We start from the raw sequence: 20,875 nt of genomic DNA, 5'->3' as shown, positions 1-20,875 counted from the left end.
GTACGGATTTCCCCATGACCACCTTCGGTACCCCTCTGTCCCCGTCTGCCACCAAAGTCATGCTGCTCGGCTCCGGCGAGCTTGGCAAGGAGGTGCTGATTGCCCTGCAGCGCCTGGGCGTGGAAACCATTGCGGTGGACCGCTACGAGAATGCGCCCGGCCAGCAGGTGGCCCACCACGCGCGCACCATCACCATGAGCGACCCGGCCCAGCTGAAGGCACTGATCGAAGCCGAGCGCCCACACCTGGTGGTGCCCGAGATCGAAGCCATCGCCACCCTGGCGCTGGAAGAACTGGAAGCCGCTGGCGGCGTGCGCGTGATCCCCACCGCCCGCGCCGCGCGTTTGACCATGGACCGCGAGGGCATACGCCGCCTGGCCGCCGAAACCCTGGGTCTGCCCACCAGCCCCTACGTGTTCTGCGACTCGCTGGACGAGCTGCAGGCCGCCATCGACAGCAAGATCGGCTACCCCTGCATCGTCAAGCCGGTGATGAGCAGCTCCGGCAAGGGCCAGAGCAAGATCAACGGCCCCGCCGATGTGAAGTCCGCCTGGGACTACGCCATGGCCGGTGGCCGCGTCAGCCACGGCCGCGTCATCGTTGAAGGCTTCATCGACTTCGACTACGAGATCACCCAGCTCACCGTGCGCGCCCTGGGCGCCGATGGCAAGGTGGAGACGCATTTTTGCGACCCGATTGGCCACGTCCAGGTCAGCGGCGACTACGTGGAAAGCTGGCAGCCCCACCCCATGCCGCTGCCGGCCATCCAACGCTCGCGCCAGATCGCCAAGGCCGTGACCGACAACCTGGGTGGCCAGGGCCTGTTCGGCGTGGAGCTGTTCGTCAAGGGCAATGAAGTCTGGTTCAGCGAGGTCAGCCCGCGCCCGCACGACACCGGCATGGTCACGCTGTGCACCCAGTGGCAAAACGAGTTCGAGTTGCACGCCCGCGCCATCCTGGGCCTGCCGGTGAACACCGCACTGAAGAGCCCGGGCGCCAGCGCCGTGATCTATGGCGGGGTCGATGCGAAGAACGTCGTCTTCGACGGCGTGGCCGAGGCGCTGCGCATCCCCAACACCGACATCCGCCTGTTCGGCAAGCCCGAGAGCTTTGTGAAGCGCCGCATGGGCGTGGCCCTGGTATTTGATGCCGATGTGGAACAAGCCCGCAGCCGCGCCAAACAGGCCGCTGCATTGGTCAAGCCGCGCACGGCTTGAACGCCGCCCACACGGTGAACCACCTCATCGCCTGGGCCGACGACTCGGCGTTGCGCATTTTGTTGGCGGCGGGGGTAGCCCTGGTGCTGGCTTTGGTGGTCCACATCATCGGCGCAGCCCTGGTGCGACGGCTCACGCGCAGCATGCCCATGGCGTCCACGATTGCGGCAGAGTGCCTTGCGCCTACCCGCTTCGTGCTGCCGCTGCTGGCCCTGCAGGCGGTGTGGCAGGTGGCGCCGCCCGACTTCCCGCTGATCGCCGGCGTGCGCCACGCCAACGTCTTGCTGCTGCTGGCCTGCCTGACCTGGCTGGGCCTACGCGTAGTGCGCGGCACCACCAAGGGCCTGATCGCCCTGCACCCGCTGCAGGTGGAAGACAACATCAACGCCCGCCGCGTTCACACCCAGGCCCGGGTGCTGGCCAACACCCTGGTGTTCGGCATTCTGGTCACCGGGCTGGCGTCCATCCTGATGACCTTCCCCGGTGCCCGCCAGTTCGGCGCCAGCCTGTTGGCCTCGGCAGGCGTGGTCGGCCTGGTGGTGGGTATCGCGGCGCGGCCGGTGCTGGGCAATCTGCTGGCCGGCTTGCAGATTGCGCTGGGCCAGCCGCTGCGCATAGACGACGTGCTGATCGTGCAGGGCGAGTGGGGCCGGGTGGAGGAGATCACCGGCACTTACGTGGTGCTGAAGATCTGGGACCAGCGCCGCCTGATCATCCCGCTGCAATGGTTCATTGAAAACCCGTTCCAGAACTGGTCGCGCCGCAACCCGGAGTTGATCGGCACGGTATTTCTGTGGGTGGACTATGGCATGCCCATGGAGCCGCTGCGCCACGAAGCCCAGCGCATCTGCCAGGCGTCACCCGCCTGGGACGGCCGCCACTGCAAGCTGGACGTGACCGACACCGCCGCCAACGGCGTGCAGATCCGCATGGAAGTCACCGCCGCCAATGCCGACCTGCTGTGGCGCGTGCGCTGCGACCTGCGCGAAGGCCTGGTAGCCTACCTACAGCGCGACTACCCACAGTACCTGCCGCGCAACCGCATGGCGGTGGAAGACAATCGGATGGCACCCACATCCATGCTATGAAATAAATAGCTGCTGGCGCACACAGAATCTGCGCCAGCGGCCAGAAACGTTTATATTGATGGCGCACCCGCTGTTATCCCAGACCACCCCATGGACAGCCCCTTTCCCCTAGACCAAATGCCTGCCCTGCGCGTAGGCGCCCGCCTGTCCGAACAGCTGGCCGACGCACTGGCCGTCAGCATCCGTGAAGGCCAGCTGCCCGTGGGCCAACGCCTGCCGACCGAAGGGAAGCTTGCGGAACGCTTCGGCGTCAGCCGCACCGTGGTGCGTGAGGCCCTGTCACGGCTGAAGATGCAAGGGCTGATCGAATCACGCCAGGGCTCGGGCGCGTTCGTGATGCGCCGCGAGGCCAGTACCCAGACACCGCTGGTGCTGGCCACGGACGGCTCGGTAGACGCGGTGATCCAAATGGTGGAGGTGCGCCGCGCGCTGGAGGCCGAATCCGCCGCGCTGGCTGCAGCCCGCCGCACGCCGCAGGACATCAAACAAATCAAAGCCACCATCCAGACGCTGCAGCGCGCCGTGGCCAGCGGCGGCGACGGCGTGGCCGAAGACGTGGCCTTCCACACCGCCATCGCCACCGCCGCGCGCAACCCCTTCCTGCTGGCCACGCTGGCCTACCTGAACCAGTTCCTGCTGGACGCCACGCGCGTCACCCGAGCCAACGAAGCCACCCGCGCCGACTTCGCCCAGCAGGTGCGTGACGAGCACGCGCTGATCGTGCAGGCCATAGAAGCCGGCGACCCCAGCGCCGCCCGCCTGGCCGGTGCCACCCACATGGCCAACGCCGCCCGGCGCATAGGCAGCGCCGACCCCGTGTTCTGGACCGCCCAAGGCAAAGACCTGGCCGACCGCCTGCTGGGCGAGCTGGGCGCGCCCCTGGCGGCGGCTCCACGCAAGCGCGGAACATCCACCTGAGGCGCACTGCAAATTCGCATGGGCAGCGCGAGGCCATCGGGTCGCATGGACGCCAAAAAGTTCGGCCAAGCCAAAGTGGCTTGCAACTTGGGGGTTGAAGTTCTTCTCCACTTTCATTACCGTATGAAAGCAAGCTCACCTTAGGGAAAGCCTGTCTGCAAGCCACTTTCAGGAAATTCCTATGGATGTTTTAAACCTTACAAGCCCATATCTATCGCAGGGTTTACGGCCTACACCACGCTGAAGCACCATGAATGCTGCCGTCTCTTGCCCAGTCTGCTCAGGCCCTATCGGTACCCATGTCATACGGCCGGAATTCACCTGCCACCATTGCGCGTGGGCACTGCACGCGAACGTGGGGAATGCATTCAGGCGAGGCCTTATTGCGGGCGTCATTGCAACGCTCGTTTCTCTGTGCTTGGCACTGCTGCTGCCGTTTCCGGCCACAGCGGTGGTGACTACCTGGCTCCAATGTGGCGCTTTGGTCGCACTGGCTGTGGGGGCGGGTGTCTACCGTCTTGCCTTGGTCATCACCCCCATCCGGCCCCAAGTGCGTTTTCACAACTCTGCTGACACGAGCCCGCAATGACAGAAGCCACATTTCGTTGTTCCAACTGTGGCGCCGCATTGGACAGCCCTGACTCCATTTGCCTGCGTTGCGACCCCGAGTTGCAGCCCCCAAATAGAGACCCGAACATGGGGAAGTACCGCTGCCCCAGCTGCAGTTGCCGCTTCGATTCGCCCGTATTCACGTTGTGGCCGCCCACCGCGAAGTGGTACGTGCCGCAAGGATCCCGGTTGACCTGCCCGCATTGTGGAAAGCACCTGCGGGACCGGCACGTCGTAGAGCGCACCCCGATCGAGCTGGGAGTGGCCGTTGTGATCGTGGTCGCATCCTTGTTTTTGCCCTGGCGGCCCGGCGCGCAATATGCGCTGCTGATCGTCATCGTCGCAGTCGATTTTGTGCGTGCGCGGCGCGCAAAACAGAGCGTGGCCCATGCAGAAGAGCGATATGCGGTGGCAAAAGGCTCTTAGCCAAACGCTGGCTACGTGCTGAAACGCGCCAAGGCTGGATAAACATTCACTCTCAAATTGATAGCTGGCTGTGCAGTTATTTCAAGCGCTAGCGGCCGATTTGGCTTGAAACTTTCGAAGGGTTGATGTCTTCGGCATCCCCGGCCGGGATATGCGCCCGGCGGCGCAGTAACGTTTCTTTTGCTTCGCCAAAAGAAAGTCACCAAAGAAAAGGCGAGCCGAAGTCGTCGCCCCCTTCGCTGCGCTACGGGGTACGCTGCGTTGCTCGGCCTGAGCGGGACCCCGACCAAAGCGCGCACCGCAGGTTCCCGTAGCGCCAGCGAAGGGCGCAGACAGTGGGGGCGCCTTTCTTTTGGTGACTTTTCTTTTGCGCAAAAGAAAAGGTACTCGCCCGCCGGGGCGAACTCCCGGCCAGAGATCACATTGATGCCGAGAGCTAATAGCACCATCAGAAGACACTCCAAAGTTCTTAACAAAAAACTATCGATATCACAAAAACTTCAACGTATTTTTCTCGGTTAGAGTGACTAATTTAAGCGGCAGTTATTAGATTTAAAACACGTTCACACTGGGAGCCAGATGCCTCATATAACCCAAGATTGGAAGCAAAAACAATTCATTTCTGCCACGCTTGTTGTCCTACTGCTTACTGCTTGTGTGGAGGCTCCAACCCGCACGGATACCGACGCATTCTTCATTCTGAAGGAAGGTCGCATTGCGCCTGAGAGCGCGCAGGCATTTGCTGACTGCCTACTAGATGGTTTTGACAAATCGCACTCGGTGTTCACGAGCGTCGCAAGTCGCCAACAACGTCGCAGCGACTCATTTCGCGTCGAGACGCTTGCTGGAGGAAGCATAATTTCCGTGAGTGCGGATGTATTCAACGATGGCCGAGTCGTACTAAATGAAAGTAAAGCCGCTGCACTGCTCGACACCTCTGGTCAGCGGAATGCGTTCAACAAATGCCTTGCGCAATACTCGTCAGCAACGTAGTACGTCGGAATATTGGCTAATGCCTAATTCAAACTTTGGATGGGTCTGCACAACCTGACCGGTATATCGGGTGCGGTGCATGGATCACTGACATGAACGTCCGAAAACGTCACGAATCGCGCCATAATTTGCGCTAATCGACAAGGGTTGCTTGAGCAATCCCTTGTATCTCCACCAGCGGCCATTCGGGCGATGGTTCAGCCCAACCAGGTTTATCCGCCACGTATGACGTTCGCTCTTGTTTCTTGCAGCGCTGCGCGGCAGATAAATGCACCTATTCGTTAGGGGGCCGATGCGCACACTATTCACACTCATCTTCTGCGCAGCCATCACAACAAGAGGACTCGCCCTGACGGTCTCTATCAATGCCAGCCTCCAAGGCGGCTACACGCCCGAGGTTGTAGGTACGACTAACCTCCCGGATGAAACGCTCCTGATGCTCGAACTTTCGAGCCGGGATGGCTCATACGTTGCGCAGTCGAAGGCAATAGTCACCGCTGGGGCTTTTCGAGGAGGGCCGTTCTCGGACCGGAATCGACCACTTTCGTCCGGAGCGTATCGCCTCGAAGTAACGATGCCTCTTGCGGCTGTCCAGCCGCCTCATCTCTGGCCCATCATCGGCAATCAGAACTCCAAGCTCCAGGGGCCACTCGTAAAACGGTCGCAATTCGGAGGAAACGTTGTCGAGTATCGAACTACGATCAAGATTGGCGCTGCCACCATTGACGGCCCAACTGCCGCGGCCATGCGGCAGCAGCCACAAGCTTTGCAACACACATGGTGGTTGAAGGCATGTAATGAGACATGTATACAGAAAAGGGACGAGGCAGCCAAAGGGCGCGATAAGCTTGACTTTGATCGTTGCTACTACGCTTGCGTCGCTGATGAGCCGGCAAAAAAGTAGTGCCGGCCGACGGCTCCCTAACGAGTAAGGTTGCTGCTAACACCATGATGGATCGCGGGCTTCAGGCTCATAGCCAAAACCCATAGCTTCTTGATCTTGGTGCGCACCCAGCGCCACGGCTTCCACTACGTTTCCCCCAGCCCCGGGAAACCCCCAATACCCTGCATCCCTCCCTTCACCTAAAGTTGTATGACAACATGCTTAGTAGACAAATATAATTTGCCCACTGGCTTTCTACAACCAGGAGACTGTTCCATGACTTCCGCCACCCTATCCGCCGTCCCCGAGGACGTCGAAACACGCGTCTATCGCAAAGTGTTTTGGCGCATCGTGCCCTTTTTGATGCTGTGCTACGTGGTGGCCTACCTGGACCGGGTGAACGTGGGCTTTGCCAAGCTGCAGATGGGACAGGACCTGGGTTTCAGCGAAACCGTGTTTGGCCTGGGCGCGGGCGTGTTCTTCATTGGCTACTTTTTGTTCGAGCTACCCAGCAACCTGCTGATGCACAAGATCGGCGCGCGTATCTGGATTGCCCGCATCATGATCACCTGGGGCCTGATGTCGGCGGCCTTCCTCTTCGTGAAGACGCCCTCCCAGTTCTACGTGATGCGCTTTCTGCTGGGCCTGGCCGAAGCCGGCTTTTACCCCGGCGTCATCCTGTACCTGACCTACTGGTTCCCGGCGCACCGGCGCGGCAAGATCGTGGCTGTGTTCATGTCGGCCATTCCCGTGGCGGGCATCTTTGGCAACCCGCTGTCAGGCTGGATCATGGACAGCTTCCACGATGTGTACGGCATGAACGGCTGGCAATGGATGTTCATCATCGAAGCCCTGCCCGCCCTGCTGGTGGGTGTGGCCGTCATCCTGGTGCTGGAGAACAGCATCAGCAAAGCCAAATGGCTGAACGAAGAAGAAAAGCGCTTCCTGTCCAGCGAGATCGCCGCCGACGCCAAGCACACGCTGCAAGGCCCGCACTCGGTGTCGGCCGTGTTCAAGGACAGCCGCGTATGGTGGATGTGCCTGATCTACTTCTCGTTCGTAATGGGCCAGTACGCGCTGACCTTCTGGCTGCCCACCCTGGTCAAATCCACGGGCATTACCGGCAACCTGAATATTGGCCTGCTCAGCGCCATTCCCTTCATCTGCGCCATCGTCGCCATGAACCTGTTTGGCCGCAGCGCCGACGCCAAGCGTGAACGCCGCTGGCACTTGATTATTCCGGCCCTGATGGGCGCCATCGGCTTCACAGTGGCTGCCTCGTACACGCAGAACACCGTGGTGGCGATCGCCTTCCTGTCGCTGGCAGCGGCCGGCACGCTGACCTGCGCACCGTTGTTCTGGTCGCTGCCCACGGCGTTTTTGTCGGGCACCGGCGCGGCGGCAGGCATTGCGGTGATCAACTCGGTGGGCAACCTGGCGGGCTTCGTCAGCCCCTACCTGATCGGCTACCTGAAGGACCTGACCCACAGCACCCAGATCGGCATGTATGTGCTGGCCGGCATGCTGGTGGTGGGCGCCATCGCCGTGTGGCGTACGCCGGCCCATCTGGTTAATCGATAAGTCTATTCACATCCCTCTGGAGAAATCATGCAACAAAATATTGGCGTTATTGGCCTGGGCGCCATGGGGCGCGGCATGGCCAGCTCGCTGCGCCGCGCGGGCTATAAGGTGCACGTCTGCGACGTGCGAGCCGAGGCGGCGCAGGCCTTTGCCGCCGAGGGCGGTGTGGCGTGTGCCAGTCCCGCCGAAGTCGCCGCGCACTGCGAGGTCGTGGTCAGCGTGGTGGTCAACGCCGCGCAGACCGAAGGCGTACTGTTTGGCGAGAACGGCGCGGCAGCCACCATGCGCCCCGGCAGCGCGTTTGTGATGTGCTCCACCGTGGACCCGAACTGGTCCATCGCGCTGGAAAAACGCCTGAACGCCATGGGCCTGCTGTACCTGGACGCGCCCATCTCCGGCGGCGCGGCCAAGGCGGCATCCGGCGACATGACCATGATGACCTCCGGCAGCGCTGCGGCCTACGACAAAGTGGGCGGCGCGCTGGACGCGATGGCGGCCAAGGTCTACAAGCTGGGCGATGCCGCCGGCCCCGGCAGCAAGGTGAAGATCATCAACCAGCTGCTAGCCGGCGTGCACATTGCCGCCGCCGCCGAAGCCATGGCCCTGGGCCTGCGCGAAGGCGTGGCGGCCGATGCGCTGTACGAGGTGATCACCCACAGCGCGGGCAATAGCTGGATGTTTGAAAACCGCATGGCCCATGTGCTCAAGGGCGACTACACGCCGCTGTCGGCCGTAGATATTTTTGTGAAAGACCTGGGCCTGGTGTTGGACACGGCGCGGGCCAGCAAATTCCCACTGCCGCTGTCAGCCACGGCACACCAGATGTTCATGCAGGCCTCTACCGCCGGCCATGGGCGCGAGGATGATTCGGCGGTGATCAAAATCTTCCCGGGCATCACCCTGCCCGAAGCGCCATGAAGATTCTCATCACCGGTGGCTGCGGCTTCGTGGGTGCGCGCTTGGCGCGGGCGTTGCTGGCACATGACAACTTCTCGCTGGCTGGTACCCTGCCCCGCCCCATCACCCAGCTGGTGCTGGCCGACCGCATGCCGCCGCCGGCGGACCTGGCCGCCGACCCGCGCGTGCGCTTTGTCAGTGGCGACCTGCAGGCGCAGCTGGCCAGCGGGCAAGTGCTGACCGCAGACACAGCCCTGGTCTACCACCTGGCCGCCGCCGTCAGCGGCGAGTGCGAGGCCGAGCTGGACCTGGGCCTGCACAGCAATGTGGATGCGACCCTGGCCCTGCTGCAGGCCTGCCGCCAGCTGGGCACCGCCCCGGTGTTCGTGTTCTCCAGCTCGGTGGCGGTGTTCGGCAGCACGGCTGAACAGCCCCTACCTGCCGTGGTGGAGGACCACACCCTGCCCACGCCGCAGAACAGCTACGGCATCCAGAAATTCATCGGCGAGCAGCTGGTGGCCGACTTCAGCCGGCGCGGCCTGGTGCAGGGCCGCAATGTGCGGCTGATGACCGTGGCCGTGCGCCCCGGCCAGCCGAATGCGGCGGCCTCCAGCTTCCTAAGCGGCATGCTGCGCGAACCGCTGGCCGGCCAGCGCGCCCGCGTGCCAGTGGCCGCCGATACGCCGGTGGCCCTGGCATCGCCGGGCCGCACCGTGCAGGGCCTGCTGCGCGCCGCCCAGGCCAGCGCCGCCGCATGGGGTGCGCGCACCGCCGTGAACCTGCCTGCACTGACCACCACCGTGGGCGCCATGGCGCAGGCGCTGGAAGACATGGCCGGCCCCGCCGCCACGGCCCTGCTGGACTGGGAGCCGGATGCGCGCATCGCCGCCATCGTGACCGCCTGGCCCAGCCGCGTGCACAGCGCCCGCGCCACTGCGCTGGGCCTGCTGGCCGACGCCAGCTTCAACGACATACTGCGCGAATATGTGCAGGAAAATCCGGGTGCCGTACGGCTCCCGCTTCTGGAGAAACACGCATGACCTGCCCCCTGCTCGGCTGCATCGCCGACGACTTCACCGGCGCCACCGACCTTGCCAACAACCTGGTGCGCAACGGCATGCGCACGGTGCAAACCATTGGCGTGCCGCCCGCGGGCGCAGCGCCGGTAGAAGCCGATGCCATCGTGGTGGCGCTGAAGTCGCGCACCATCGCGCCGGCCGATGCGGTGGCGCAGTCGCTGGAGGCCCTGCGCTGGCTGCAGGCCCAGGGCGTGCAACAAATCTACTTCAAATACTGCTCGACCTTCGACTCCACTGCCGAGGGCAATATTGGCCCGGTGACGGACGCCCTGTTGGACGCACTGGACAGCCGCTTCACCATCGCCTGCCCGGCCTTCCCGGAGAACCAGCGCACCATCTTCAAGGGCCATCTGTTCGTGGGCGACCAGCTGCTGTCGGACAGCGGCATGCGCAACCACCCGCTGACACCGATGACCAACGCCAACCTGGTGCAGGTGCTGCAGCAGCAAACCCAGCGCAAGGTCGGCCTGGTGGCCTATGACGTGGTGGCGCAGGGGCCGGATGCGATCCGCGCCCGCTTTGCCGCGCTGCAAGCCGAGGGTGTGCAAATCGCCGTGCTGGACGCCATCTCCAACGCCGACCTGCAGCACATCGGCCCGGCGCTGGCGAGCATGCCGCTGGTCACCGCGGGCTCGGGCATCGCGATTGGCCTGCCGCAGAACTGGCAGATCACCAATACCGCCGCCGATGGTCTGCCGCCGGCCACCGGCCTGCGCGCCATCGTCTCCGGCAGTTGCTCGGTGGCCACCAATGGCCAGGTGCTGCGCTTTCAACAGGGCGGCCGGCCCAGTTTCGCCATCGATCCGCTGGCCCTGGCGCGCGGCGACGATGTGGTGGCGCAGGCACTGGCATGGGCCAAGCCCTTGCTAGCCGACGGCCCGGTACTGGTCTACGCCACGGCCGAACCCGACGCCGTGAAAGCCGTGCAGGCCCAGCTGGGCGTGGCGGCAGCCGGTACGCTGGTGGAACACGCCCTGGCCGCCATTGCGCGCGGCCTGGTCGATGCCGGCGTGCGCCAGCTGGTGGTGGCCGGCGGCGAAACCTCGGGTGCCGTGGTGCAGGCCCTAGGCGTCACGCAGATGGCCATCGGCCCGCAAATCGCCCCCGGTGTGCCCTGGACATCGGCGCAAAGTGGTGTGCATGTACTGCATCTGGCGCTGAAGTCGGGTAACTTTGGTAGCCCGGACTTTTTCACCCAAGCTTTTGAGCAACTCCATGAATGAACTGCAGCTGCGCGAAGAGATATGCCGCGTCGGCGCCTCGCTATATGCGCGCGGCTATGTGCACGCCAGCGCCGGCAATATCAGCGTGCGCTTGCCCGACGATGCCGGCTACCTGATCACGCCTACCGACGCCTGCCTGGGTCAGCTGGACCCGGCCACGCTGGCCAGGGTGGACCCGGACGGTGTACAGCGCAGCGGCGCCCGCGCGTCCAAGACCCTGGTGTTGCACCGCGCCATCTACGCCGCCGAGCCGCAGGCGCGCTGCGTGATCCACACCCACAGCACACACCTGGTGGCGCTGACGCTGACCGGCGTCTGGCAGCCGCACGACATCCTGCCGCCCATCACCCCGTACTACGTGATGAAGGTCGGCCATGTGCCGCTGATCCCCTACCACCGGCCCGGCGACCCAGCCGTAGGCGCGCTGGTAGCCCAGCGCATTGCCGCCATGCAACAGCGCGGCACGCCGCTGCGCGCGGTGATGCTGGACCGCCTGGGCCCGAATGTGTGGCACAGCAGCCCGGCCGAAGCCAGCGCTGTGCTGGAAGAGCTGGAAGAAACCGCACGCCTGTGGCACATGAGCCGAGCCCGCCCCCTAGACGAAGACCAGATCCAGGCGCTGCGCGAGCAGTTTGGCGCCGCCTGGTAGTTCGCGTAGATATTTGAAAGAAACCCAATGCCCCAATTTGCCGCCAACCTCAGCATGCTCTACCAGGAGCACGGTTTTCTGGACCGCTTCGGCGCCGCCGCTGCGGACGGCTTCAAAGCCGTGGAATACCTGTTCCCCTACGCCTTCACGGCCAGCGATATCGCTGCACAGCTCCAGCAGCACGGCTTGCAACAGGTGCTGTTCAACGCCCCGCCGGGCGACTGGGACGCGGGCGAGCGCGGCATTGCCTGCCTGCCGGGCCGCGAGGCCGAGTTCCGCCAGGGCTTTGCACAGGCCATGGACTACGCCCGCACCCTGGCCTGCCCGCGCATCCACGTGATGGCCGGCTTGCTGCCCGAAGGCCACACGCGTGACAGCCTGCGCCCGGTATACCAGGCCAACCTAGCCTGGGCCGCAGCGCAGGCCGCTACGGCCGGGCTGGACGTGCTGATCGAACCCATCAACACCCGCGACATGCCGGGCTTCTACCTGAACCACCAGGCCCAGGCACATGCCATCGTGGCCTCGGTGGGCGCGCCCAACCTGAAGGTGCAGATGGACCTGTACCACTGCCAGATCATGGAAGGCGACCTGGCTATGAAGCTGCGCCAGTACCTGCCGACCGGCCAGGTCGGCCACATCCAGATCGCCGGCGTGCCCGAGCGGCATGAACCGGACGTGGGCGAAATCAACCACGACTACCTTTTCGCCCTGCTGGACCAGCTGGGTTATGCGGGCCATGTGGGCTGCGAGTACCGGGCGCAGCGGGGGGCGGTGCCGGGCGGTACAACGGCCGGGCTGGGCTGGCTGCAGCGCCACAAGTAAATGCGCCGATTGCTATCACATCAATAGCATCCTGCGCACACTATATAAGCGCTAGAGGCCTAAAAGCCCCTAGCGTTACAGGCGATCAATTCTTGCCGAACTTGGCCTTGGCGGCGCTGATGCAGCTGGTCTTGGCATCGCCGGCCAGCACATCGCACTTCTGTGCCGCGACGTCGTAATCGGCATCATGCTTTTCAGCCGTTGCATCGGCCTTGGCGTCGCCTACCTTCTCGTTGGTACGCGCATCCGCCTTGGCCTTGACTTCGATGGCCTTGGCTTCCTTCACGCAGACCGATTTGTCGTTGCCGGCCTTGTCGTCGCACTTCTCCTTGGCGACGGCATAGTCGGTTTCGGCCTTGGTTTCCAGCGCGCTGGTACGGTCAGACAGCTTGCCGGTGTAGCTGTACTTCATATCCGCCAGGGCCACCTTGTACTTGGCCTTGGCTTCTTCCTGGCAGATGTCCTTGGCATTGCCCGCCAGCGAATCGCATGCAGCCTTGGCGGTCTTGTACTCGGCGCCCACGCGGGCCTTGCCGCTGGCGTATTCGTCCTTGCTGATGTTCGCCGCCTGGGCCAGAGGCAAGGCCAGCAGAGCGGCAACGGCGAGTGAAGCTTTGAGATTGAAAAGTGAATGCATGGAAGTCCTCCGTGAACAGGCAAAAGTGCTACGGTCAGTGTGACTCCCTACCGGTCATGCATACAGCGGACTGGGTGTCGAATGCATGTAGTAGATGTCCTACCGCGCGCTACGTGCTGGCCTCGTGGGCACCCCATTACTACGTTATTCATAGCTGCATGCGTAGATTGCGCCTGCGCTAGTGGGCTGCAGGGCTGTGTAGTTTTTTTGCCTGCCGTACGCACACGGCGGCGGGTGGTAGCCCAGGCGCAGCCTGCGGCGTACGCCCAATAGGCCACGGGGCACAACAGCAAACCCGCAGCTATTTATTTGATAGCTGCCTGCGTAGACTTTATATGCGCCAGAGGCCTAAAAAGCCCCAAACCATATAGCCGGCATGTAAAGCAAACGCGGTACAGTGCGGGGCTGAAAATCTATTCAGAGTTCTTTTTTTGGGGATTGCAAAAGACTCTGAACAGGCTCTAAAAAGCTTTGCAGGAGACCGACCGATGAACCGCTTGATCCGCGCCGCCATACTGGCTGCCCCGCTGCTGTGCCAACCGCTGTGGGCTGCCACGGCCAACGCGCCCAGCACCCCATTTGCGGCCGAGGCCCAAGTGCTGGGCACGCCGCTACTGCTCAACGGCGCAGGCACCCGCTACCGTGCGGTGTTCAAGGTCTATGACATGGCTTTGTACACGCCGCACAAGGTGTCCAGCGCCGAAGAGCTGCGGGCTCTGCCCGGTCCCAAGCTGCTGAGCTTCACTGCCTTGCGCGAACTCTCCGGCACCGACCTGGGCCTGGCGTTCATCAAAGGCCTGTCGGCCAATTCGCCCAAGGAGCTGGTGCTCAAACACACCACCTCGGCGAACCGATTGATCGAAATCTTCTCCGGTCGCAGCAAGCTGGCGGTGGGCGACAGCTTTGCGATGCAGTTCATTCCCGGCCAAGGTACGTTGTTCTTCATCGCCGGCCAGCCCCAGGGCACGCCGGTGGGTGACGCCGAATTCTTCGGCATGGTGCTGAACATCTGGGTCGGCGACAGCCCGGCCGACTATGGCCTGAAAGCCGCGCTGCTGGGCCAGGACGCCACAACGAAAAAGGGCTACTAGACCGCGCGCACCAAGGCCAGGCCCAGCGCCGTCAGCGCCGCCACATCCTGCTCGGTCGTGCCGGGCTCGACCACCAGGCCGGTGGCTGCCTTGCAAGCGGCAATCACATACGGAGAGGCCGCATGCAGCTTCTCGGCCGAGGCCAGCACCCAGGTTTCGGCCGCCTGGGCCATCAGCGCGCGCTTCACATGGGCCTCTTCCATGTCGCCGGTGCTCAGGCCGGCGGTGGCGCTGATGCCGGTCACGCCCATGAAATACAGGTCGGCCCGCACCTGGCGAATCGCCTCGATGGCTGCCGCGCCCACCGCCACCACCGAGTGCTTGAACAGGTGGCCGCCAATCAGTTGCACGTCCACCAGCGGGTGCTCCACCAGGGCCAGGGCGATGGTCGGGCTGTGCGTGACCACCGTAGCGCGCAGGGTGGGCGGCAGGCGCTGCGCCAGTTGTTGGCAGGTGGTGCCACCGTCGATGAACACCACCTGGCCGGGCTGAACCATGGCCGCCGCCGCCTTGGCGATGGCCTGCTTGCCCGGCATCTGCAGCTGGCTGCGCGCGGCGAAATTGCCCACTGCGGGCGATGCCGGCAAGGCGCCGCCGTGCACGCGCTGCAGCAGGCCTTGGGCTGCCAGGGCCCGCAGGTCGCGGCGGATGGTGTCTTCCGACAGGCCCAGGCTGGCGCTGAGGTCGGCGGCGACGATGCGGCCGTCGCGGCGCAGGGTGTCCAGGATCAGTTGTTTGCGTTGCTGGGTCAGCATGTATGGTTAATCTGCACGAAGTTGCTTGTTTTGCACGATTCTGCACGATTTGCTAGACTGTTGGCAAATCTACCGCCTGGAGCCCGCATGCAAGCCTTGGAAAACCTGCCAAACCTGCCGAACTTGCGCGTTGTCGAAGAAAAAGTCCTGTCGCACGACTGGTATCTGCTGAAAAAGACCAGCTTCGAGCTGCGCCGGCGTGACGGCAGCTGGCAACGCCAGAGCCGCGAGACCTATGACCGGGGCAACGGCGCCACCATCCTGCTATACAACCCGGCCCAGGGCACGGTGGTGCTGACGCGGCAGTTCCGCTTCCCTACCTATGTGAATGGCAATGCCGATGGCATGCTGATCGAGACCTGCGCCGGCCTGCTGGACCAGGACGACCCCGCCACCTGCATACGCCGCGAGACGGAGGAGGAAACCGGCTTCCGCATCCAGCAGGTGCGCAAGGTGTTCGAAGCCTATATGAGCCCCGGCTCGGTCACGGAAAAGGTGTTTTTCTTCGTCGGCGAATACAGCGCGGCAGACAAGGTGTCCGACGGCGGAGGGGAACACCACGAAGGCGAAGACATCCAGGTGCTGGAGCTGCCCCTGGCGGAGGCCGTGCAGATGGTGGCCGATGGCCGCATCTGCGACGGCAAGACCATCCTGCTGCTGCAGTACGCGCAGCTGCAGGGTTTGGTGAATGGCCCGATTTAAGCGCGCGGCTCGCCCTGGCGGTTCACCGTGATGGTGGGGCCAGGCTGGGTCGTCATCTGCACGCGGTGCTCCTGGCCCCGGAAGTTGTAGCTCACGTCCCAGTAGGCGGGGCGTGCCGAGGCCGGCACGCTGCTGCAGCGCTGCACATCTTGCGTCTGCGGGGCGCCATAGCCACCACCCACGCCATACCCTACCGCCGCACCGGCCACGGCGCCGCCGGCGGTGGCAATGTCCTTGCCCCGGCCGCCGCCCACCTGGTGGCCCAACACCCCGCCGATCAGTGCGCCCACCAAGGCGCCGGGGATATTCGCCCCGCCGCCCTGGTCCACCTGCTGACGCTCGGTCCAGCAGCGCTGCTGTGGTGTGCCCATGATGGCGCGCACCGAAGTCACAGGAACCTGGAATAGGCGCTCGTTGTCTCGGCGGCGGTTGTCGTAAGCGGGCTGGGGTACGGGGGCGTAACGGTAGTCACCGGTGCGCTCATTGCCGCGCAGGGGCCGCTCGGAGGAGATGCGGTCGTTCAGGCCCATGGCCGCCAGCGAAGGGTATTGGCCGGGCAACAAAACCACGCAGCGGCCGCCATAACCCGCGTCCTCGCACACTTCGCGGCGCTCGCCCAGCACCACCACCGACGAGGCCCGGTCATTGAAACCCAGGCTGCGAAAGTCGTCCACCGGCTGTTCCACAGTAAAGGCCCGACCCTGGAAGCCCTCATGTTCGTAAAAAGTCACCTGGGCGGCGACATGGCCGGCCACCACAAGGGTAGCTAGGGTAAAACCGGTTTTGAAGAATGTGTGCATGCTTGCCTCTTTAGATGGAAGATGTGCGGATGGGAATCCGCCACTCCTCCAGTTTCCTGCAAGCCAGATGGCCGAACCAGCAGACGGCAGCTTGGCCGGAGGTAGTAGAAATCCTACAAACAGATAACAGCTCTGACCGCTGCGTAGGAAAGGTCTTACAAGTAGCTGCGCGTATGCCCGATGGTGGCACCAACTGGGCAAAAGGCATACTTCAGCCACACTTTTTGCATACCATCGACTGTGAGCTGTGGACACCACTTCGCCACCTATGCGCTCTTACAGAGCCACGGCGCAGATTCTGGAGCCAAAGAAAGTAATGCCATCGCCATGCCACCGCTCAAAACCTATATCGTCGAAGACAGCCCTGTCATACGGGAAAGCCTGATCGCCACGCTGGAGGAGCTCGTCCCCGTGCAGGTCATAGGCACGGCAGAAGACGAAAGCACGGCGGTACAGTGGCTGAGCGATGCCAGCCACGAGGTCGACCTGGTGATCGTGGATATTTTTCTGAAATCAGGCTCGGGCCTGGGGGTGTTGCGGGCCTTGCATACACCCAGGCTACACCACAAGCTGGTAGTACTGAGCAACTACGCCACGCAGGACATGCGGCGCAAATGCCTGGACCTGGGTGCCGACCGGGTGTTTGACAAATCCAACGATATTGACGCGCTGATCACCTACTGCGACCACCTAGCCAGTGGTGGCACTGTCCCTGGCGTGCTGGCATGAACCCGCGCAAGCGGCTTACTGGATCAGGCCGTTCTTTAGAGCGTAGTAGGTCAGGTCGCTGTTCGACTCCAGCTGCATCTTTTCCATCACCCGGGTACGGTAGGTGCTGACAGTCTTCACGCTGAGTGACATGCTGACAGCCATATTACCAATGGTTTCACCCTTGGCCAGGCGCAAAAACACCTGCAACTCACGCTCGGACAATTGCTCATGCAAGGGCTTGTCGGCGTCGCCACCCAGGCCGTCGGCCAGGCGCTCGGCAACCGCGGCGGTAATGTACTTGCGGCCACGGTGCACGGTGCGTATGGCCTTCACGATCTCTTCGGGGTCGCAGTCCTTGTTCAGGTATCCGCTGGCGCCCTGGCGCAACAGGGTGGTGGCGTAATGGGCTTCGGCAAAACCACTGAGTATGAGCACCGGCAGATCCGGCTCGCGGGCCTTGATGGCGACCAGGGCGTCCACACCGCTGTGGTCGGGCATGGAAATATCCATCACGATCACATCGACATCTCCCCTGCGAACAATGTCCAGCGCCTCGCGGCCATTGGTCGCCTCAGCTACAACGGCGAAGTCGATCTGGTCCGCGAAAAACTGGCGCAGTCCAGCACGCACCATGGCGTGGTCATCAACAATAGCAATTCGGATCATGGTATGGGGCAGTACTTTCTGCTGCATGATCCCACATTTTCGACAAAAGGATGGAGATGAGATTCCTCACAGTGGTCAAACGCAACCGCATCGTGTTTGCGCTGGCTTGCTCCGTGGCCCTGTCCATGGTGTTGATCAGTGAGGGTTCCTACTTCCAGTCAGTGGACCGCCTGGACACGCTGACAACCATGTCGCTGGCACGGACAAACATCCAGATCCTGTCCCAAAGCCTGGTGGATGCAGAAACCGGGCAACGCGGCTACCTGTTGACAGGGCGCAAGGAGTACCTGGCGCCTTACAACAGCGCACTAAAGAAAATCAAAACCTCGTTTGATTTTCTGGACCAGTATTACCGCGACAACGCCACGCCCGAGGCGCTGATGGCCCAGCTGCATGCGGTCTCGGAAACCAAGCTGTCCGAGCTGTCGCTGACCATGCATCTGTATGAGACCGACAAGCTGGAATCGGTCAAAGAGGTGATGCTGAGCGGTATTGGCAAAGAGCAGATGGACGCATTCCGCCTGCTCTGCGCAAAGCTGCAAGACTACGAGCTGAACAACATCACGCAAAGCCGTAAAAGCATCTACACCACGCTGATGTTCAACCGTCTGGGGGTGGCCGCGCTGACGCTGCTCAGCCTGGGGGCCCTGTTCATGTACCTGCGCCAGATCTTCCTATTCAGCCGACAGCAGCAAGAGTTGCGGCGCATGGTGCAGGTAGAGCGCGACCGGCTGGAGGTCGAAGTGGTGCAGCGCACAGCGCAACTCACCGAGCTGACCCACCACTTGCAAAGTGCCCGTGAAGACGAGCGCAACCGGCTGGCGCGCAATCTGCATGACGATCTGGGCTCGCTGCTGACCTCGGCCAAGCTGGATGCAGCCCGTATCAAGTCGCGCATCAGCGTCACCTCGCCAGAAGCACTGGACCTGCTGGCCCACCTGGTATCCACCATCAACAGCTGCATCTCACTGGGTCGGCGCATCATCGAAGACCTGCGCCCGTCTGCCCTGAGCAACTTGGGCCTGGTGGCCACTCTGGACATTCTGACCAAGGAGTTTGCCGAGCACTCCGACGTGGCGGTGCACTGCACGCTGGATGCTGTGCAACTGACCAAGTCCGCCGAGCTGGTGGTCTACCGTCTGGTGCAGGAGGCCATCACCAACATCACCAAATACGCCAACGCCAAGAACATCTGGATCTCCCTCACCGCCCGGCAAGGCCGGGTAGAGATTTCGGTACGCGACGATGGCGTGGGCTTCGACACCAGCATCAAACCCATCTCCGCCTACGGACTGATGGGCATGCGCTTCCGGGTGGAGGCCGAAGGCGGCGTGCTGACGCTGAGCTCCGCCCCGGGCCTGGGCACGCGCATCCACGTCACGCTGCCCGAGTCGAAAGTCCTGGCGACTTAGAACCCGCTCAAGGCACAACAGCTTTCAGTCCAGGAACCCGTGGAACCGGCTTTGCCCGGCCTCCAGGTTCGCCCTCTGCAAGAGGAATGCAAAAACGCGCAGCGTGCGGCCTGGGGGTGAGCCCTCACCCTGTCAGCAACGTCCTACGCGGGCAACCGCCCTCTCCCGACATGGCTGCGGCAACGCCGCCTATGGGCCGTAAACGCCCCCAGGTTCACACTCAAGGCATCGCAACGTGACAGGCTGCGACAACCTTGAAACCCGGGGCTTTAACACCCCATTGCCAGGAACCAAGCCATGTTGCATTACGCCGTTGTCTTCTTTGTTATTGCCTTGATTGCAGCCCTGTTCGGCTTCACCGGCATCGCTGCCAGTGCCGTGGGCATTGCCAAGATTTTGTTCGTCGTCTTTGCCGTCATGGCAGTCGCCAGCTTCTTGTTCAGCCTGATCAAGTCGGGCTAAGCGCTCATACGTCGCACACAGTCGTCCAAGACAACCACAACGTTTTATCCACTCTGCAAAGGAAAACCCATGTTTAACAACAAACTCTCCGACCACGCCAGCACCCTGGCCGACGAAGCGGCAATGTCTGCAGAAAAAGCCATCCAATCCACTCGACGCGCTGCCAACCGCGCCCTGGATGGCGTAGCCGACACCGTGGACGACCTGCACGGCCATAGCACCCAAGCATTCGACCGTGCTGCGGCCAAGGCCAGCGCCCTGCTGCAATCCAGCTCGGCAGCATTGCATGACAGCTCGGAGAAATTGCGCGTCCAAGCACGTCGAGCCACCGACCACACCATCGACTACATCAGGGAGCAGCCGGTCAAGTCGGTTGCCATCGCAGTAGCCGCAGGTGCCCTGCTGACCGTCTTTGCCGGTCTGGCGCGCCGCTCCAGTCAGCGCAACTAAGCACATGCCGGAGCACACCATGCGCACCACCAACTCCCGCCCCATCCTTAGCAGCTACATCTACTTTGGCGCAGCCACACTGATGGCGGTGACGGCGGCCACCGCGCAGGTGAGCATAGATGCTTCGGGAGACTACAAACAGGAGGTCTTGGCTTGCAACAACGGGAAAACCCAGCAAGACAAGGCAACCTGCCTGACCGAGGCACGCAGTGCCCATGCGGTCCCGAAGCAAAGCCTGAGCACCGCCGCGCAGGCCGATCTTCAAGCCAATGCCTTGCAGCGCTGCGAAGCCCTGAATGGTGCCGATAAGGCTGCCTGTCGGGCTCGCATCGAAGGCCAGGGAACGGCCTCTGGCAGCGTAGCCGGCGGCGGCATTCTGCGTGAAATGCACGAGGTGGAAATCATGGCACCCGCATCTTCTACCGGCAAGCCCTGAGTATCAGCCTCACCAAGCCCACCATCCTGGCGTAGCAACGCCACAAATCCGGATGACGGGGAAGCCAGGCTCTGCGCTAGGTTTGTACCGACCCCACTTGTTTTTACCAGGAGATGACCATGGGCCTAGGCACCATTTTATTGATCGTTGTGATTCTGATGCTGGTTGGCGTTTTGCCCACTTGGCCGCATAGTTCAGGCTGGGGCTATGGTCCCAGCGGTGGGCTGGGCTTGGTGCTGATCGTGCTGATCGTGCTGCTGCTAACCGGTCGGCTGTAGCGTCTTGCGAAACAGCGGCAACGAATGATCAGCGACTGTATTTGCAGCTGCTAGTGTTCGTTCAGTAGCGCAGAAGAAGCCGCGTTT

Annotated in this window: 23 protein-coding genes; 19 read left to right on the top strand and 4 right to left on the bottom strand. The window is 62.9% G+C overall.

The features are described 5' to 3' along the window. Window positions 1-14: 14 nt before the first annotated feature. From purT to otnI, 11 genes are all read left to right on the top strand, one after another. Window positions 15-1,217, top strand: coding sequence for a formate-dependent phosphoribosylglycinamide formyltransferase (gene purT, locus AC07VY_RS18170; protein WP_495076894.1), 1,203 nt, complete (start codon window positions 15-17; stop codon window positions 1,215-1,217). Beyond that, the gene (locus AC07VY_RS18165) at window positions 1,214-2,305 is read left to right on the top strand and encodes a mechanosensitive ion channel family protein (RefSeq protein ID WP_495098675.1); all 1,092 of its coding nucleotides are present in this window, start codon (window positions 1,214-1,216) and stop codon (window positions 2,303-2,305) included. Before purT ends, AC07VY_RS18165 begins: the two co-directional genes overlap by 4 nt. Before the next feature lie 90 nt (window positions 2,306-2,395). After that, window positions 2,396-3,223, top strand: a complete 828-nt coding sequence (locus AC07VY_RS18160) for a FadR/GntR family transcriptional regulator (protein ID WP_495098674.1) — start codon at window positions 2,396-2,398, stop codon at window positions 3,221-3,223. 870 nt (window positions 3,224-4,093) lie between these two features. Further along, complete coding sequence (locus tag AC07VY_RS18155; RefSeq protein WP_495098673.1) at window positions 4,094-4,258, top strand: hypothetical protein; 165 nt, start codon at window positions 4,094-4,096, stop codon at window positions 4,256-4,258. A gap of 579 nt (window positions 4,259-4,837) precedes the next feature. Next, window positions 4,838-5,251: a hypothetical protein gene (locus AC07VY_RS18150; protein WP_495098672.1), complete on the top strand. Its 414-nt coding sequence runs from the start codon at window positions 4,838-4,840 to the stop codon at window positions 5,249-5,251. Window positions 5,252-6,410: 1,159 nt separating this feature from the next. Then, the gene (locus tag AC07VY_RS18145; RefSeq protein WP_495098671.1) at window positions 6,411-7,715 is read left to right on the top strand and encodes an MFS transporter; all 1,305 of its coding nucleotides are present in this window, start codon (window positions 6,411-6,413) and stop codon (window positions 7,713-7,715) included. 27 nt (window positions 7,716-7,742) lie between these two features. After that, the gene (gene ltnD / locus AC07VY_RS18140; RefSeq protein ID WP_495098670.1) at window positions 7,743-8,633 is read left to right on the top strand and encodes an L-threonate dehydrogenase; all 891 of its coding nucleotides are present in this window, start codon (window positions 7,743-7,745) and stop codon (window positions 8,631-8,633) included. Then, window positions 8,630-9,652: a D-erythronate dehydrogenase gene (gene denD / locus AC07VY_RS18135; RefSeq protein ID WP_495098669.1), complete on the top strand. Its 1,023-nt coding sequence runs from the start codon at window positions 8,630-8,632 to the stop codon at window positions 9,650-9,652. Before ltnD ends, denD begins: the two co-directional genes overlap by 4 nt. Further along, window positions 9,649-10,914 (top strand): 3-oxo-tetronate kinase, encoded by a 1,266-nt coding sequence (gene otnK / locus AC07VY_RS18130; protein WP_495098668.1) that lies wholly within the window; start codon window positions 9,649-9,651, stop codon window positions 10,912-10,914. Before denD ends, otnK begins: the two co-directional genes overlap by 4 nt. Further along, window positions 10,907-11,563 (top strand): class II aldolase/adducin family protein, encoded by a 657-nt coding sequence (locus AC07VY_RS18125; protein ID WP_495098667.1) that lies wholly within the window; start codon window positions 10,907-10,909, stop codon window positions 11,561-11,563. Before otnK ends, AC07VY_RS18125 begins: the two co-directional genes overlap by 8 nt. Window positions 11,564-11,590: 27 nt before the next feature. After that, entirely contained in the window at window positions 11,591-12,388 is a 798-nt protein-coding gene (gene otnI / locus AC07VY_RS18120) for a 2-oxo-tetronate isomerase (RefSeq protein ID WP_495098666.1), read from the top strand. Window positions 12,389-12,473: 85 nt separating this feature from the next. Here the strand turns inward: otnI and AC07VY_RS18115 are convergent, their stop codons facing one another. Beyond that, the gene (locus tag AC07VY_RS18115; protein ID WP_495098665.1) at window positions 12,474-13,025 is read right to left on the bottom strand and encodes a hypothetical protein; all 552 of its coding nucleotides are present in this window, start codon (window positions 13,023-13,025) and stop codon (window positions 12,474-12,476) included. A 488-nt stretch (window positions 13,026-13,513) separates the two neighbouring features. Here AC07VY_RS18115 and AC07VY_RS18110 point away from each other — a divergent pair, with 488 nt between their 5' ends. Then, window positions 13,514-14,116: a chalcone isomerase family protein gene (locus AC07VY_RS18110; protein WP_495098664.1), complete on the top strand. Its 603-nt coding sequence runs from the start codon at window positions 13,514-13,516 to the stop codon at window positions 14,114-14,116. Here AC07VY_RS18110 and AC07VY_RS18105 read toward each other — a convergent pair. Then, entirely contained in the window at window positions 14,113-14,871 is a 759-nt protein-coding gene (locus AC07VY_RS18105) for a DeoR/GlpR family DNA-binding transcription regulator (protein WP_495098663.1), read from the bottom strand. The genes AC07VY_RS18110 and AC07VY_RS18105 overlap by 4 nt on opposite strands. A gap of 87 nt (window positions 14,872-14,958) precedes the next feature. Between AC07VY_RS18105 and nudK the strand changes: the two genes are divergently transcribed. Beyond that, window positions 14,959-15,573, top strand: coding sequence for a GDP-mannose pyrophosphatase NudK (gene nudK, locus AC07VY_RS18100; protein WP_495098662.1), 615 nt, complete (start codon window positions 14,959-14,961; stop codon window positions 15,571-15,573). On the opposite strand, the gene AC07VY_RS18095 is transcribed toward nudK, so the two are convergent. Further along, window positions 15,570-16,373, bottom strand: a complete 804-nt coding sequence (locus AC07VY_RS18095; protein ID WP_495098661.1) for a beta/gamma crystallin-related protein — start codon at window positions 16,371-16,373, stop codon at window positions 15,570-15,572. The two genes, nudK and AC07VY_RS18095, sit on opposite strands and share 4 nt — an antisense overlap. A 327-nt stretch (window positions 16,374-16,700) precedes the next feature. On the opposite strand from AC07VY_RS18095, the gene AC07VY_RS18090 reads away from it, so the two are divergent. Continuing rightward, entirely contained in the window at window positions 16,701-17,102 is a 402-nt protein-coding gene (locus AC07VY_RS18090; protein WP_495098660.1) for a response regulator transcription factor, read from the top strand. Window positions 17,103-17,117: 15 nt separating this feature from the next. Here AC07VY_RS18090 and AC07VY_RS18085 read toward each other — a convergent pair whose 3' ends face one another. Beyond that, complete coding sequence (locus AC07VY_RS18085) at window positions 17,118-17,750, bottom strand: response regulator (protein WP_495098659.1); 633 nt, start codon at window positions 17,748-17,750, stop codon at window positions 17,118-17,120. 56 nt (window positions 17,751-17,806) lie between these two features. Here AC07VY_RS18085 and AC07VY_RS18080 point away from each other — a divergent pair, with 56 nt between their 5' ends. From AC07VY_RS18080 to AC07VY_RS18060, 5 genes are all read left to right on the top strand, one after another. Then, window positions 17,807-19,162: a CHASE3 domain-containing protein gene (locus AC07VY_RS18080; protein WP_495098658.1), complete on the top strand. Its 1,356-nt coding sequence runs from the start codon at window positions 17,807-17,809 to the stop codon at window positions 19,160-19,162. A gap of 297 nt (window positions 19,163-19,459) precedes the next feature. Next, window positions 19,460-19,624, top strand: a complete 165-nt coding sequence (locus AC07VY_RS18075) for a DUF1328 domain-containing protein (protein ID WP_490591492.1) — start codon at window positions 19,460-19,462, stop codon at window positions 19,622-19,624. Between the two features lie 69 nt (window positions 19,625-19,693). Then, window positions 19,694-20,074: an ElaB/YgaM/YqjD family protein gene (locus tag AC07VY_RS18070; protein ID WP_495098657.1), complete on the top strand. Its 381-nt coding sequence runs from the start codon at window positions 19,694-19,696 to the stop codon at window positions 20,072-20,074. 19 nt (window positions 20,075-20,093) lie between these two features. Next, complete coding sequence (locus tag AC07VY_RS18065; RefSeq protein ID WP_495098656.1) at window positions 20,094-20,510, top strand: hypothetical protein; 417 nt, start codon at window positions 20,094-20,096, stop codon at window positions 20,508-20,510. A gap of 119 nt (window positions 20,511-20,629) precedes the next feature. Beyond that, window positions 20,630-20,788, top strand: coding sequence for a DUF3309 family protein (locus tag AC07VY_RS18060; RefSeq protein ID WP_495098655.1), 159 nt, complete (start codon window positions 20,630-20,632; stop codon window positions 20,786-20,788). Window positions 20,789-20,875: the final 87 nt, after the last annotated feature.

This window comes from Rhodoferax sp. GW821-FHT02C08, from assembly GCF_059421805.1.
The sequence above is the reverse complement of the archived record's forward strand: the minus strand, read 5'-3'. Positions and strand labels throughout refer to the sequence as shown.